This window comes from Archangium lansingense (genome assembly GCF_026626635.1).
GTDB classification, from domain to species: domain Bacteria; phylum Myxococcota; class Myxococcia; order Myxococcales; family Myxococcaceae; genus Archangium; species Archangium lansingense.
In genome coordinates this window covers 12,619,193-12,633,765 of record NZ_JAPNKA010000001.1, presented here as the reverse complement: position 1 = coordinate 12,633,765, position 14,573 = coordinate 12,619,193, and the positions used below count along the sequence as shown (strand labels likewise).

The following is a 14,573-nucleotide window of genomic DNA, read 5'->3' as shown; positions in this document are numbered from 1 at the left end:
GCTACGCCGCCAGAAACACGGCGTTCGCGACGCCCTCGTAGTCGATGATCCGGTCGCGCCGCATTCCGAGCCGCTCTGCCACGCGGAGTGACGGCGCGTTCTCCAAGCTGATGATGGCCACCACCGGAACGTCGGGGATGTGCTGACGGGCCAGCGCCAGCGCCACGCGGGCCGCTTCCGTCGCATACCCCGAGCCCCAACACTGGGGACTGAACCGGTAGGCGAGGTTGAGCACCCTCTGGCCTTCGAGCTCCTTGTGGCGCATGCCACTGAAGCCCACGATTGTCCCAGGCGCGTCGCGCCGCTCCACGGCCCAGTACCCCACGCCGTGACGCGCCCAATCTCCCAGCCATCGTTCCAGCCCAATCACCTTCCCAAGTTCTTCGAGGGCGTGGACGTCCATGGCTCTTCGACGGGCCGCTCCACTTTCCAAGTGGTCAGGAATGGGTCAGTCTTTCCGGGCTGTCCGCGTTTTCCCCCGATACGTAAGGAAAAACCCCCATGAAGAGCCCCTCGAGAGGGTCAGCGCTGTGTGCGTTGATCCTGACGGTCTTGAGCGCGCCCGCGCTCGCTGGCACGGCGACGGTCTACTACTACACGCCCTATAAGGCCTGGACGTCCGTCTACATCCACCACGACGCCAGTGGCACCTGGACGAGCGTGCCGGGTAACGCGATGAGCGCGGCCTGCACGAACTGGGTGACGAAGGTCATCACCACGGGCTCGGCCAGTACCTTCCAGGCGGTCTTCACCGACGGTCAGAACCGTTGGGACAACTTCAACAACCAGTCGGGCGCCAACTACGCCATCCCTACGGCGGGCACCCACCAGATCAAGAACGGCCAGCTGCTGGCCAACGCGGGCTCACCGTGTGTCGTCGACACCCAGGCGCCTACCGCACCCACCGGGCTGACCGCGGGCACGGTGACGTCCACGTCCATTGCCTTCTCGTGGACCGCCTCCACCGACAACGTGGGCGTGGCCCGTTACGACATCTACCGCGCGGGCGTGCTCATTGGCACGGCCACCAGCACGAGCTACACTGATACGGGACGCACCGCCTCCACGGCCTACAGCTACACCGTGAAGGCCGTGGACGCGGCAGGCAATGAGTCTGCTGCCAGCCCGGCCCTGTCCGTCACCACCCCCGCGGGCAACAAGGCCGAGGTCTATTACTACACGCGCACCCGCGCCTGGACCTCCGTCAACGTCCACTACGCGCCGACCGGCGGCTCCTGGACCACCGTGCCCGGCGTCGCCATGAACGAGACCGCCTGCACCGACTGGGCGAAGAAGACCGTGGACCTGGGCTCGGCTACCGGCATGAAGGTGGCGTTCAACAACGGCACCACCTGGGACAACAACAACGGCTCGGACTACTCCTTGGGCACGGGGCTGATCACCGTCAAGGATGGCGTCGTCACCGCCAACGCCTCCACTCCGTGCGTGACGCTGCCTCCGGACACCTCCGCTCCGTCCATTCCCTCGGGCGTCATCGCCACGGCCTCGGGGACGCAGATCAACCTCTCCTGGAGTGCCTCGACCGATGACCGCGGCGTCACGGGCTACGAGCTCGTGCGCACTGGGGGCACCCAGGGCACGAAGACCTGGACCACCTCGCTCACCAGCTACAGCGACACCAGCCTGACGGCTCGGACCGCCTACAGCTACACCGTGAAGGCCTTCGACGCGGCCGGTAATAAGTCCTCCGCCAGTGCGGCGGTATCGGCCACCACTGGCGATGAGCCGCCTCCGGCCGCCGCGGGCGAGCCCCTGGGTGGGGACATCCGCGAGGACTCCATCTATTTCGTGCTCACCGCGCGCTTCTACGACGGCGACTCGTCCAACAACCGCGGCGGCAGCCAGCACGTCAAGTCGGGCAACGCGGCCAACAACGACCCCATGTTCCGCGGCGACTTCAAGGGCCTCATCCAGAAGCTCGACTACATCAAGGCCCTGGGCTTCTCCGCCATCTGGATTACCCCGGTGGTGCTCAACCGCTCGGACTACGACTACCACGGCTATCACGCCTGGGATTTCAACAAGGTGGATCCGCGCCTGGAGTCCCCGGGCGCCACCTACCAGGAGCTCATCAACGCGGCTCACGCCAAGGGCATCAAGATCATCCAGGACGTGGTCTACAACCACTCCAGCCGCTGGGGCGCCAAGGGGCTGTGGAGCGCCAAGGTCTACGGCGTGCGCGACAGCCAGTGGAGCTGGTTCTACGACGCACCTGTCTCTGGCTTCACCTATGACGGACTCACCGTCGAGCCCACCAGCGGTAAGTCCTATTACAACGGGGACCTGTGGTCGACGTCCGAGCCCTCGGGCAACACGTGCCGCAACTGGGGCGTGCCCACGGGTGGCTACAGCGCCGAGGGTTACAAGATCTACAACTGCCAGTGGCCCAACCCCACCTCGGGCATGTTCCCCTCGCAGTACTTCCACCAGTGCTGGATTGGGAACTGGGAGGGTGAGGACTCACGCAGCTGCTGGATTCACGAGGACCTGGCGGATTTCAACACCGAGAGCACGCCGGTGCAGAACTTCCTGGTGGGCGTCTACAACAAGTACATCGACATGGGCGTGGACGGCTTCCGCATCGACACCGCGGTCCACATTCCGCGCGTCACCTGGAACCGACGCTTTCTGCCGGCGGCCCACCAGCACGCCGAGGCGAAGTTCGGCGCCAAGGGTCGGGACTTCTTCATGTTCGGCGAGGTGGGCTCGTTCGTGAATGACAAGTGGAACCGCGGCTCGCCCAACCACTCGGCGCAGTTCTTCACGTGGAAGGAGCGCGGGACCTATAGCGCGGATGACACCGCGGCCGCGCTCGAGCAGTACAACTACGAGCAGACCCAGGGCACGGCCAACCAGCCCACGTCCACCAATGCCTTCCTCCAGGGCAACCTGTACCACGCCCCAGACCACAGCCAGTTCTCCGGCATGAGCGTGATCGACATGCGCATGCACATGAACTTCGGCGAGGCCAGCAACGCGTACTGGAACGGCAAGGACTCGGACGACAGCTACAACGACGCCACCTACAACGTGGTGTACGTGGACTCGCACGACTACGGCCCCAACAAATCCAGCACCCGCTATGCCGGAGGCACCGACGCCTGGGCCGAGAACATGAGCCTGATGTGGACCTTCCGCGGCATTCCCACGCTGTATTACGGCTCGGAGATCGAGTTCCAGGCGGGCCAGCGGATCGACTGCGGCCCCACCTGCGCGCTGGCCACCACTGGCCGTGCCTACTACGGCGACAATCTCGAGGGCAGCGTCACGGCCTCCGACTTCGGTGTGGTGGGCAGCGCCTCCGGCAAGGTCTCGGAGACGCTCGGCAAGCCGCTGGCCAGACACCTGCAGCGGCTCAATCAGCTGCGCCGCAAGATTCCCGCGCTCCAGAAGGGGCAGTACTCGACCGAGGGCATCTCGGGAACCATGGCCTTCAAGCGGCGCTTCACCGATGCAGCCAAGGGCGTGGACAGCTTCGTGCTCGTCACCATCTCCGGCGGTGCCACCTTCAACGGTATCCCCAATGGGACCTACAAGGACGCCATCACCGGTGACGTGAAGACCGTGACCAACGGCTCGCTGACGGCCAGCGTCACCGGCAAGGGCAACATGCGCGTGTATGTGCTCGACCTGGCCGGCAACCCGGCTCCTGGCAAGGTGGGCGCGGATGGCCCGTATCTGAAGCCCTGACGCGCGGGCGCTCCAGGAATCCGCGGGCTCCTTCTCCGCGGGTTCCTGGGACTCGGAAGACGTCTTTAATCCCTTTCAGATAGGTCCGCGGCCATTTCCCCTCGCCCCCCGGGAGAGGGAGCATTCGTTCCCTCTGAAGGGGATCAGCCTTCTTGAGACAACCACTTTCCGGTCAGCGAGGTCGGGTGCTTCAGAAGGCCGGTGGGGGGCCCTTCGAAGACGATGCGGCCGCCGTCGTGGCCGGCACCTGGCCCCATGTCGATGATCCAGTCGGCGCGGCGGATGACCCGAGGGTGGTGCTCGATGACGATGACCGACGTGCCCGTGTCGACGAGGCGATCGATCATCGTCACCAGCCGGTCGATGTCCTTCAAATGCAGTCCGGTCGTCGGCTCGTCGAGGATCGCCAGAGGCGCCGGCTCGTGCAGGCTGCGCGCGAGCTTCATGCGCTGGCGCTCACCGCCGGACAGCGTGTTCAACGGCTGGCCGAGCCGCACGTAGCCGAGGCCGACGTCGACGAGGGACTGAAGCGGTCCGTGGATGACGGGCTCGACGAAGAACGCGGCGGCTTCCTCGACGGAGAAGTCGAAGACGTCGCCGATGGAGCGGCCACGCACCTTGTGCTTCAAGACGGCGTCGGTGAAGCGTCGGCCGCCGCAGGCCTCGCAGGGCATGGGAACGGGGTCGAGGTGGGCGATGTCGGTGTAGACGACACCCAGGCCCTGGCATTCGGGGCAGGCGCCCTTGGAGTTCGCCGAGAACAAGGACTCCGAGACCTTGTTCGTCGTCGCGAACAGCTTGCGGACGGCGTCGAGGATCCCCGTCCACGTCGCGAGGTTCGAGCGGCTGGAGCCGCGGGCCAGGCTCTGGTCGATGACCACGACGTCATTGATGCGCTGCGGAAGCGTCTGACGGATGAGCGAGCTCTTGCCCGAGCCAGCGACGCCGGTGACGACGACGAAGACGCCCTTGGGAATGCGCACGCTCAGGTTCTTCAGATTGTGCAGGTTCACATCGCGGAGCTCGATCCACCCGGCGGGCGTCCGCGTCTGCGTCTTCGTCACCGGCTTCTGCGTCAGTGCCTGCCCCGTCACCGACGACGACTTCTTCAGTCCTTCGACATCACCTTCATAGACGACGCGACCGCCGTTCGCGCCGGCGCCGGGGCCAATGTCGACGATGTGGTCGGCGATGGCGATGACCGCCGGCTTGTGCTCGACGACGAGCACCGTGTTTCCCTTGTCGCGCAGCTGCACGAGCAGGGTGTTGAGGCGGTGCAGGTCGGCGGGGTGCAGGCCGATGCTCGGCTCGTCGAAGATGTAGGTCAGATCCGTGAGGCTCGAACCGAGCGCTCGCACCATCTTCACCCGCTGCGACTCGCCTCCCGAGAGCGTGCTGCTCTCGCGATCGAGCGAGAGGTAGCCGAGGCCAATGTCGGCGAGGGACTGCAGGCGCCGGGCGAGGGCTTCCCGCACCGGCGCGGTGGCGGCGTTGTCGAAGCCGCTCTTCTTCCGGCTGATCAGCTCCAGCAGCTCGTCGACCGGCAAGGTGGTGGCCTCGGCGATGTTGATGGCGTGGCCAGCGCCGTCGTCGACGCGGCAGGCGAGGGCCGCGGCGTTCAGGCGGGTGCCACCGCAATCGGCGCAGGGCTCGCGGGTGAGGATGGGCTCGAGCGCATTCCTGATGTTTGCCTGCAGGTCGTCGAGGTTCTTCGCCAGATAGAGGCGGCGAATCTTGGGGACCAACCCTTCATAGGTGGAGCCCATCATCTTGGTGCCCACCTTGATCTTGACCTTGCACTCCGGCTCGTGGAGCAGCTTGTGCCGCTCGTCGGCGGAGTAGTCGGCGATCTTCTTCTTGAGGTCGAAGAAGCCCGAGCCGCTGATGATGTTGTAGAACCAGGAGTCGACGGCGAACCCGGGGAACAACAAGGCGCCTTCTTCGAGGCTCTTGCTCTCGTCGACCAGTCCCTTCAGGTCAATGGACGAGACGACGCCGATGCCGTCGCAGCTCGTGCACAGGCCCTGGGGATCATTGAACGACAGTGCGCTCGGGCGGGACACGGCTGGTTTGCCGAGGCGCGAGAACAACAGCCGCAACAGCGCCGCGGTGTCGCTGACGGTACCGACGGTGGAGCGGCTGTTGCCGCCAATCCGTGACTGGTCGACGATGATCGCCGCCGAGAGGTTCTCGAGGGCGTCGACGTCGGGTTGAGGCTGCCGCGGCAGGAAGGTCTGCACGAAGGTCGGCAGCGTCTCGTTGAGCAGCCGCTGCGATTCAGCGGCGAGGGTGTCGAAGACAAGCGACGACTTGCCCGAACCCGACACGCCAGTGAACACGGTGATCTTCTTCTTCGGCAGGTCGAGCGAGATATTCTGGAGGTTGTTGACCCGTGCGCCACGCACATGGATGGTGTCGGTTGAATTCGCCGACGGCGTCAACGCCGCCGCTTCCGCTTTATTCGCCTTGGCCATTGCTCGCTCCTCGTTGCTGCCGGACCGTCTACCATACGCCATACACCGTCAGCGGCCTTGATTCCCGCTGCCTCCATGCCAGGTGATTGGCGCCATGTCTCCTCCACCTTCGAGCTCCACCGTCTCTGCTGTGGACTTGCGCTTCACACTCAAGCTCCCCGAGTGGGCTGCCGCCGAGCTCAACCTGCTACCACCCGTGCTGCCCACGCTGACGGAGCGCATGGCCGCGGTCATCCGTTTCTCCCGCCTGAACTTCCAGTCGCAGACCGGCGGACCGTTTGCCGCCGGCGTCTTCGAGCGTGATACGGGCCGGCTGGTCGTCATCGGCGTCAACCGAGTCATGGCCTCTGGCTGCTCGTCCGCACATGCGGAGATCATGGCGCTGTCGCTGGCCCAGAAGCGCCTGGGCTCCTATGACCTGGGAGGCACAGGTCTCCCCGCACACCAACTCGTGGTCAACTGGCGCCCATGCGCCATGTGTTATGGCGCGGTCCTCTGGTCAGGTGTTCGCTCCCTGGTCATCGCTGGCGAGGGGCCCGAGCTGGAGCAGATCACTGGCTTTGATGAGGGCCCGGTGCACCCGCAATGGCGCGACGAGCTGGCGCGGAGAGGCGTCGAGGTGCACCAGGACGTCCTGCGGGAGGAGGCGCTCGCGGCTTACAGGGAGTTCGCTGCCAGCCGGCAGTTCGTCTACAACGCCCGGCTGGGCAAATAGGCCACCTCGTGGACATAGTCGTGTTGCGCATGCTCCCTCTCCCTCTGGGAGAGGGCGGGGGGTGAGGGTAGTCCCCTGCGTGTCTCTCGCTGCAGCGACGTCATACAGACGGAAAACCCTCACCCTAGCCCTCTCCCAGGGGGAGAGGGGACATCCACGGCGCCTGCGGACCAGGTCCAAAGACTTCGTGGACACGCTATCTGGTGCGTCTCTGCTCAGCGCGGGGTGGGGGGAAGACGATGGGCTCCAACTGGTACATCGTGTACCGGTCGAGCATGAGCTGCGGCTCTCCGGGCTGGAGCAGGGGCAGCTCGAGGGCGTGTAGCCCGGGGTTGTCCGGGTTGTACCGCACGCGCACATCCTGGGCTCCCACGAGCTCCTGGAGGGTCTGGTCCTGCCGCCGCGCCGCGGACAGGAGGGCCCGTCGCTCCGCGCGAGAGCTGCTGGGTGCATGGTCGCTCGGAGTCATTCGCGAGAAGGAATGCGTGAGCTTCACCGCGAACACGAATCGGGACGACTCCACCTCGAACTCATAGGGGATGTACGCGCCGTCTCCTTTCCCCACGACGTTTCCGAACCTGGCCAGGGTGGGGAGCCAGCCCGAGGACTCCTTGGGGGTCGCGATGTGGAGGTACCGGCGGCGCCGCAGGAAGGGGAGCCGCTCATCCCAGCGGTCGATGTGAGCGAGGACCTCCTCCGCCGTCGCGGTGAACGGGCGCTCGACGGCGGGGCGTGTCCCGAGCCGATGCAGTGGCCGCTTCATCATCTCGCGGAGGAGCGGATCGAGGATCTCGTGCCGGTCTGGCTGGGCGACGCTGTAGCGCACCCGGAAGGGGCGGGGCATCGCGAGCCCGTCGTACCACTCGGAGTGATGGCCCTTGCCCAGGACCCGGCCCCGCTCGTCCCACGGCGTGTCGTAGAAAAAGCAGTGCTCGAGCGCTCCCACGGTGTAGCCGTAGAGGAACAGCGTCTCGTCGTAATACTCCATCCAGCCATGGAGGACCGCGTGGACCTCCCGCGTGGGCCCGGTGAGTGGCTCGGCGTGCTGGTAGGGCAGCTTGCTGTACCAGTCGTTGAGGTCCGCCAGGATTGTCCGCGTATCGGGCAGGGGGGGATGGCTCATGGGTGAGGTCCGTTCACGAGCAGTCTGGCTCCAGGCGTGCGGACACGACAACGCCCCCGGGCCAACAGCCCCGGAGGCGAGGGGTGCGACGGTGCTCCGCGGTGCGGCGGGAGTCAGATCGTCGGCATGAAGACCTTGAAGCCGGAGCGGCCACCAGCGCCGAGCGTGTTGCGCTCGATGAAGTCGCTCACGGACGAGCGGCCGTCGCCGGTGGTGATGGCGGTGTGGCCGTAGATGCTGCCCAGGCGCGACGAGGTCTTCTCCCAGGTGAGGACGAGGCCCGGAATCTTCAGCGCCTCCTCGAGCGACATGTTGACCTGCTTGAACTTGTCGCGAGGCAGGTTGTTGTCGATCTGGTTGCCGTTGCCCCAGACCTTGAAGCCGAAGGCGTTCTGGATGGCCCTGCTCACGCCGGTGGCGCACAGGCCCTGGCTGTTGTACCCACCCATGCCCAGAGCGGCCGCACGGCCCGCGGCCGCGAGCTTGTGCATCGCGGGAGTCGCGCTGCCCGGCTTCCCGACGCCATTGCTCCCCCCGACCTGTCCACCGCCGCCGGTGGGCTTGGGGGCGCTGGTGCCGCCCTGACCGGGGATGCGCAGGGTCCTGCCCGCGTGGATGAGGTTCGGGTTGGCGATGTTGTTGAGGCGTGCCAGCGCCGAGACGCTGGTGTTGAACCGGGAGGCAATCCCCGAGAGGGTGTCGCCCGGGCGGATGCGGTAGGTGGAACCGCTCCCGCCACCCCGGGAGGGCTCGAAGCTGTCGTTCCGGGCCTGGCCGGGGATGTTCAGGGTCTTGCCGGCATAGATGAGGTTCGGGTTGGCGATCTTGTTGGCGCGCGCCAGCTCCGAGACGCTGGTGTTGAACCGGGAGGCAAGCGCCGAGAGGGTGTCGCCCGGGCGGATGCGGTAGGTGGACATGGAAAATCTCCTGAAAATGGTTATCGCGGCATCCGTCACAGAGTTGCGTCCGGATTTCTCGGGCTCTTGGAATCGTGCAGGGGAAGCTGCGATGGAGGCGCTTCAACCCGTGGTGAGGTGAGTGCCGCGGACCGTGAAGTTTCTCTTCATGGTGCGTGCACAACATGGGGGTTTCGTAGAGCCCGTTCCGGGCGCACGATGCCTCTTCCCCCCATCTCTTCCAGAGGTCTCCTCGCCATGTCTCATCGCCCGGACGTCCTCGCCACCTCACTGGGCGCGGGTGCCCTGTGCGCCGTGCTCGCGCTGGCGTGCAGTTCTGGCCGCGGCGGCGTGAACGCGACCCCCGCCACGTCGCTGCCCCCCGTGACCGCCCAGCAATTGCGCACGCCGGACATGTTCGCGCGCATTGCGTCCCGCCCGGAGCGCTCGCGCGCCCTCTTCCTGGAGGCCAGCCGCGTGATGCTTCATCCGCGCTGCACCAACTGCCACCCCGCCGGAGATACGCCCGCGCAGGGTGAGCATGGGCTCGCGCATGACCCGCCTGTCTTGCGCGGTGACAAGGACCAAGGCGTGCCCGGATTGGAGTGCACGTCTTGCCATCAGGACAGGAACCTCGCGTACGCGCGGGTGCCGGGGGCTCCCAAGTGGCATCTCGCGCCGCGCTCGATGGCTTGGGCGGGAGTGACGCCTCTCGCACTGTGCGAGCAGCTCAAGGATCGCCAGCGCAACGGCAACAGGAGCCTGGAGGAGATCATCGAGCACTCCGCGCACGATGAGCTTGTCGGGTGGGGGTGGTCGCCGGGGTGGGATCGGGTTCCCGCGCCCGGGACACAAGACCAATTTGGGGCCCTCATCGCCGCATGGGTGAATGAGGGTGCCGAGTGTCCGGAGGAGGAGGCACGGCCATGACCATCCACCTGAAGTTGAACGGAATCGAGCGCGAGCTCGAGGTTGACCCGGAGATGCCGCTGCTCTGGGCCCTGAGGGACATCCTCGGCCTGACGGGCACCAAGTACGGGTGCGGCCAGGCGCTCTGCGGCGCATGCGTCGTGCACCTGGACGGCGAGGCCGTGCGCGCGTGTGTCACCCCGGTACGCAGCGCCGAGGGACGTCACGTCACCACCATCGAGGGCCTGTCCGCGGATGGCTCGCACCCGTTGCAGAAAGCCTGGGTGGAGCTGGCGGTGCCTCAATGCGGCTTCTGCCAGGCCGGGCAGATCATGACCGCGGCGGCGCTGCTCGCGAAGAAGCCCAAGCCCAGCGATACCGAGATCGACCAGTCGATGAGCGGCAATCTCTGCCGGTGTGGCACCTACACGCGCATTCGCTGCGCCATCAAGAAGGCAGCGGGGATTCCCCATGAGTGAGCACGCCATGGACGGCAACCCCATCCGCCTGTCGCGCCGGTCCTTCCTGGAAGGGGTTGGACTGGTCACCGCGGGCCTGGCTCTCGAGCTGATGCCCACGAGCGCGTGGGCGGCCATGCCCACCGCGTACCCGCCCCTGCCCGAGCAGGGCTTCCGGCCCAACGTCTACGTGCACGTGGCGCCTGATGGCCTGGTGACAATCGTCTGCCACCGCTCGGAGATGGGGCAGGGCGTGCGCAGCTCCCTGCCCGTGCTCATCGCGGATGAGCTCGGTGCCGACATGGCCCGGGTGAAGGTCACCCAGGGCGATGGGGACAAGGCGTACGGAGACCAGAACACCGACGGCTCCAGCAGCGTGCGCAAGATCTTCACGGACCTGCGCTACGTGGGCGCCACGGCGCGCACCATGCTCGTCTCCGTCGCGGCCCGGCGCTGGGGCGTGCCCGCCAACACCTGCGTGGCCCGGGACCATGCGGTGTTCCACCCAGCCAGCAAACGCTCCCTCGGCTTCGGCGAGCTGGCGAACGACGCCGCGAAGCTCTCGGTTCCCGCGAGGAAGGACGTCACGCTCCGGCCCCGCTCGGAGCTGCGCCACCTGGGCAAGGAGCTGCCGCTGCTCGATGGGCCGGACATCGTCACCGGCAAGGCCGTCTTCGGCGCGGACGTGGTGCTGCCCGGCATGCTCACCGCGATGGTCGTCCGGCCCCCCGTCGCCGGTGGCCGGGTCTCGCGCTACGACGCGACGCGCACGCTTGCGGTGCCGGGCGTCAAGCGAGTGGTGGAGCTGCCCGCCCCCAAGCTGCCCTTCGCCTTCCAGCCGCTCGGAGGGATTGCCGTGGTGGCGGAGCACACGTGGGCGGCGATGCGCGGGCGCGAGGTGCTCGACGTCACATGGGAGAACGGGGACAACGCGGGCTACGACTCGGCCGGGTATCGGCAGGAGCTTGTGAAGGCCATTGGCTCGGCGGGCAAGGTCGTGCGCAACGTGGGCGATGCCGACGCAGCGCTCGCGAGCGCGCAGCGGAAGCTGGAGGCCGACTATCACACGCCGCACCTGGCCCATGCGCCCATGGAGCCGCCGGCAGCGGTGGCGAGGGTGGAGGGAGGCCGGTGCGAGGTCTGGGCCTGCACCCAGAATCCACAGGCCGCCCGTACCGAGGTGGCGCGGGCGCTCGGCATCGACGAGAGCCAGGTCACCGTTCACGTGACGCTGCTCGGCGGTGGCTTCGGCCGCAAGTCGAAGCCGGACTACGTGGCGGAGGCCGCCCTGGTGTCGCGTGCCGTGGGAGCTCCCGTGCGGATGCAGTGGACGCGCGAGGATGACGTGCGTCACGACTACTACCACTCGACGTGCGCGCAGCGGTTGACGGCCGCGCTCGACGACTCGGGCAAGGTCGTGGCCTGGCGCCACCGCATCGCGTTTCCGCCCATCGGCTCCATCTTCTCGGGCGCCACGTTCGCGGGCGACGGCGAGCTGAATCAGGGCATCCTGGATCTGCCGCTCGCCATTCCCCACGTGCGCATGGAGAACTGCGAGGCTCGCGCGCACACCCGCATCGGCTGGATGCGCTCGGTCGCCAACATCTACCACGCGTTTTCCGTGCAGAGCTTCATCAACGAGCTTGCCCACGCGCGGGGGATGGATCCCCGCGACATGCTGCTCGAGCTGCTCGGTCCCCCGCGAATCGTGACGCCTCGGGAGTTGGGCGTGGAGAAGGTGCCCAACCACGGCCAGTCCCTGGAGGAACACCCGATCGACACCGGGCGCATGCGCCGTGTCATCGAGCGCGTGACGGCGCTGTCGCGCTGGGACTCCCGGAAGCAGGAGGGACGCGCGTTGGGGCTCGCAGCGCACCGCAGCTTCTTGTCGTATGTGGCGGTGGTGATGTCCGTGGTGAAGGATCCAGACGACCGCATCCGCGTGGACGAGGCGTGGATTGTCGCGGACGCGGGCACCATCATCAACGCGGAGCGCGTGCGCGCGCAGTTCGAGGGCGCGGTCATCTTCGGAATGAGCCTGGGGCTCTATGGCGCGATCACCATGAAGGACGGCGCCACCGAGCAGAGCAACTTCCGCGACTACCGCCTCGTGCGCATTGCGGAGACGCCCCGGCGCATCCATGTCGACGTGATTCCCAGTGAGGGCCCGCCGTGTGGTGTCGGAGAGCCGGGAGTGCCGCCCGTAGCCCCAGCGCTCGCCAATGCCATCTTCGCGCTCACTGGCACTCGCGTGCGTGAGTTGCCGTTCGTGCGTTCGGTTCGTGTCTGAGTCAGGCGCGGGGGCCTCGGCACCACTGGTGCTGGCCGAAGCCCCTGTTTCAGCGTCGTGGGCAGGTCACCCCTTGTGTTGCAGACCCAGGCGGATCGCGCTCTCGACAGGGCAAGGGTTGCCCTCTTCGCGGTGAAGCTGAATCGGCTCGGCCAGGAAGAGTGGCGGCTGCGCCAGGAAGCGTGGCGTCGAGCCCTGGTGAGGCTGCGCGGCGTGGACGAGGAACGGGTGACAGAGATAGACCGTCCCGGCCTCTCCCGTCGCCAGCGCCGTGGGCCGCTCCGCTGTGACGTCCAGCTTTCCGGCCAGCTCCATGAACGACAGGCCCGCGTCACCGGCGGGTTCCAGAAGCCGCGCCACATCCAGGTGAGAGCCGATCCGGATGCGTGTCGGTGCGTCCTTCTCGCCGACGTCTGAGAACAAGAAGAGCATCAGGAGCGCGCGACCGCGAGACGCCACGTTCACCCGCCATGCGAAGAAGTTGCTCGCGTCTTCCCCTGGAAAGCTCGCATCGACGTGCCAGCCGGTATCCCCCGGATCCTCCGGGCTCGGAAAGCGCACGGGGAAGCTGCCGAGACTCATTCTGGGTAGCCAGCGCCCCACGCCAACGAGCTGGTCGAAGGCCGCGTGCAGCAAGGGCGTATTCGCCGCCTTCCGGAACGGCTCGTGTGCGTATTCGCCGAGCCGGACGACCGGCCGGGTCCAGGTCTTCGGCTCGTCGGGATTGCATCCGGTCTCACGCCAGAGGATGGCGCGGCATTCATCGGCGAGCGTCCGGGGAAAGGCCCGGTCGAGCCGGACGAAGCCGTCCTGGATGAACTGGTGCACCTGCTCCTCACTGAGAGCACGTGCTCGCTCTGGGGGTCCATTCATCATGCTCCCAACCTCCGTTTCGTATGCGCCTGCTACGGGCTGTCCGCAGCTGGCGGGATAGCGGCCGCGTCGGGGACGACCTGACAGGGGAACATGTTTCCCCGGGGCCCAGTCGTGCATACCAGTCCGGGACGCGTTGGTGCACCGGGCTTGAGCGGCACGGTCTCCGAGTCCCATTCACAGAGTGGGGCATCCGCCCAAATCCAATGACAGGTTCCCCGGGGCGGCGCTTCCACGGGACCCCATGACACACGGCGCGTGGCCTTTTCATCGCAGAGAGCCTCCTCCTCGGAGGGGCCCGTACATGTGACACGGGCCCCATGCCCAGCGGGGTTGAGGGATAGCCGCTCACACCTCCGCTGGAGCACGCGCTGCTCGCACGCCTCCTTCGCTCCGAAGTCCGGCCGCTGCACGAGCTGGAACGCCCGCCCATCCTGGCCCACGCCGAAGAGCGCCCGCTCCTCCTGGGTCTTGTACCCCACCGCGCGCTCCCAGAAGGGGCGGCCCTCTCGCAGAGCGTCTTCCGAGGTCTTCCCTTCGCTCGGCTCACAAGGCGTCTTGTCACCGCACACCAGGGTTTGAGCCACGGCCTCCACGTCGCACCGGGTGCAACTCACATGCTGCCGCCGCATGGCCACGGGGCGGCGGGGGAGGGTGCCCGAGCGCAGGGACTCCATCTCGACGGATGCTCCCTGTGCTGGCTGGGTCCGCGAGCAGAGGGAGGCCGTGAGTCCCTTCTGCTCGTTTCCGTTCGCGTAGACGAGGTACTCGACACCCTTGTCGAAGTAGTACTCACAGCCTTCGAACAGGCGCAGGAACCGCTGGGGAGCGGCCTTCCCCTTGAACGTCTCTAGGACTGTGAACGTCACCTGGCCGGTGCGCGGGCCCTCGAAGTCCTTGCCGAAGTCCTCCTGGATGTCGTCGACCCGGCCGTGGAAGATGACAGCCGCCTCTTTGCGCGCCGTCTTCAGCGACTCCCGGACATCTGGCTGCATGGCACAGCTGCAAGCCCAGGACTCCGAGGGCCAGGCCAAGAGGCCGAAGACGAGCAGCACCGCGACACGTGGGAGCATGTGCATGGAGCCCACTCTACGCCCTCGCGCTGCTCCATAAAGCCTCAATAC

At 66.9% G+C, this 14,573-nt stretch carries 11 protein-coding genes; 5 read left to right on the top strand and 6 right to left on the bottom strand.

Going from position 1 to position 14,573, the window contains the following annotated elements; translation table 11 throughout:
* Position 1: 1 nt before the first annotated feature.
* Positions 2–403, bottom strand: a complete 402-nt coding sequence (locus OV287_RS50730) for a GNAT family N-acetyltransferase (RefSeq protein ID WP_267541314.1) — start codon at positions 401–403, stop codon at positions 2–4.
* Positions 404–501: 98 nt separating this feature from the next.
* Here OV287_RS50730 and OV287_RS50725 point away from each other — a divergent pair, with 98 nt between their 5' ends.
* Positions 502–3,711, top strand: coding sequence for a carbohydrate binding domain-containing protein (locus OV287_RS50725; RefSeq protein ID WP_267541313.1), 3,210 nt, complete (start codon positions 502–504; stop codon positions 3,709–3,711).
* Positions 3,712–3,854: 143 nt separating this feature from the next.
* On the opposite strand, the gene OV287_RS50720 is transcribed toward OV287_RS50725, so the two are convergent.
* Positions 3,855–6,185 carry an ATP-binding cassette domain-containing protein gene (locus OV287_RS50720; RefSeq protein WP_267541312.1) on the bottom strand — a complete coding sequence of 777 codons (2,331 nt, stop codon included), beginning with the start codon at positions 6,183–6,185 and terminating at the stop codon, positions 3,855–3,857.
* Positions 6,186–6,279: 94 nt separating this feature from the next.
* On the opposite strand from OV287_RS50720, the gene OV287_RS50715 reads away from it, so the two are divergent.
* Positions 6,280–6,900: a nucleoside deaminase gene (locus OV287_RS50715; protein ID WP_267541311.1), complete on the top strand. Its 621-nt coding sequence runs from the start codon at positions 6,280–6,282 to the stop codon at positions 6,898–6,900.
* A gap of 196 nt (positions 6,901–7,096) precedes the next feature.
* Here the strand turns inward: OV287_RS50715 and OV287_RS50710 are convergent, their stop codons facing one another.
* A complete protein-coding gene (locus OV287_RS50710) occupies positions 7,097–8,023 on the bottom strand; it encodes a hypothetical protein (RefSeq protein ID WP_267541310.1) in 927 nt (308 codons plus the stop codon).
* 113 nt (positions 8,024–8,136) lie between these two features.
* Positions 8,137–8,940, bottom strand: a complete 804-nt coding sequence (locus tag OV287_RS50705) for a LysM peptidoglycan-binding domain-containing protein (protein ID WP_267541309.1) — start codon at positions 8,938–8,940, stop codon at positions 8,137–8,139.
* 237 nt (positions 8,941–9,177) lie between these two features.
* On the opposite strand from OV287_RS50705, the gene OV287_RS50700 reads away from it, so the two are divergent.
* Genes OV287_RS50700 through OV287_RS50690 form a run of 3 tightly spaced genes read left to right on the top strand, consistent with a single transcriptional unit; the run spans position 9,178 to position 12,576 of the window.
* On the top strand, positions 9,178–9,849 hold the full coding sequence (locus OV287_RS50700) for an Isoquinoline 1-oxidoreductase subunit (protein ID WP_267541308.1): 672 nt from the start codon (positions 9,178–9,180) through the stop codon (positions 9,847–9,849).
* Entirely contained in the window at positions 9,846–10,307 is a 462-nt protein-coding gene (locus OV287_RS50695; RefSeq protein ID WP_267541307.1) for a (2Fe-2S)-binding protein, read from the top strand. Before OV287_RS50700 ends, OV287_RS50695 begins: the two co-directional genes overlap by 4 nt.
* Positions 10,300–12,576 (top strand): xanthine dehydrogenase family protein molybdopterin-binding subunit, encoded by a 2,277-nt coding sequence (locus OV287_RS50690; RefSeq protein ID WP_267541306.1) that lies wholly within the window; start codon positions 10,300–10,302, stop codon positions 12,574–12,576. Before OV287_RS50695 ends, OV287_RS50690 begins: the two co-directional genes overlap by 8 nt.
* A gap of 66 nt (positions 12,577–12,642) precedes the next feature.
* Here OV287_RS50690 and OV287_RS50685 read toward each other — a convergent pair whose 3' ends face one another.
* Positions 12,643–13,452, bottom strand: a complete 810-nt coding sequence (locus OV287_RS50685) for a phytanoyl-CoA dioxygenase family protein (protein ID WP_267541305.1) — start codon at positions 13,450–13,452, stop codon at positions 12,643–12,645.
* 29 nt (positions 13,453–13,481) lie between these two features.
* A complete protein-coding gene (locus OV287_RS50680; RefSeq protein WP_267541304.1) occupies positions 13,482–14,528 on the bottom strand; it encodes a hypothetical protein in 1,047 nt (348 codons plus the stop codon).
* Positions 14,529–14,573: the final 45 nt, after the last annotated feature.

Bases quoted from the DNA above. Each gene is read 5' to 3' on its own strand.
- OV287_RS50730 (WP_267541314.1), bottom strand. From the start codon at position 403: ATGGACGTCCACGCCCTCGAAGAACTTGGGAAGGTGATTGGGCTGGAA.
- OV287_RS50725 (WP_267541313.1), top strand. From the start codon at position 502: ATGAAGAGCCCCTCGAGAGGGTCAGCGCTGTGTGCGTTGATCCTGACG.
- OV287_RS50720 (WP_267541312.1), bottom strand. From the start codon at position 6,185: ATGGCCAAGGCGAATAAAGCGGAAGCGGCGGCGTTGACGCCGTCGGCG.
- OV287_RS50715 (WP_267541311.1), top strand. From the start codon at position 6,280: ATGTCTCCTCCACCTTCGAGCTCCACCGTCTCTGCTGTGGACTTGCGC.
- OV287_RS50710 (WP_267541310.1), bottom strand. From the start codon at position 8,023: ATGAGCCATCCCCCCCTGCCCGATACGCGGACAATCCTGGCGGACCTC.
- OV287_RS50705 (WP_267541309.1), bottom strand. From the start codon at position 8,940: ATGTCCACCTACCGCATCCGCCCGGGCGACACCCTCTCGGCGCTTGCC.
- OV287_RS50700 (WP_267541308.1), top strand. From the start codon at position 9,178: ATGTCTCATCGCCCGGACGTCCTCGCCACCTCACTGGGCGCGGGTGCC.
- OV287_RS50695 (WP_267541307.1), top strand. From the start codon at position 9,846: ATGACCATCCACCTGAAGTTGAACGGAATCGAGCGCGAGCTCGAGGTT.
- OV287_RS50690 (WP_267541306.1), top strand. From the start codon at position 10,300: ATGAGTGAGCACGCCATGGACGGCAACCCCATCCGCCTGTCGCGCCGG.
- OV287_RS50685 (WP_267541305.1), bottom strand. From the start codon at position 13,452: ATGATGAATGGACCCCCAGAGCGAGCACGTGCTCTCAGTGAGGAGCAG.
- OV287_RS50680 (WP_267541304.1), bottom strand. From the start codon at position 14,528: ATGCACATGCTCCCACGTGTCGCGGTGCTGCTCGTCTTCGGCCTCTTG.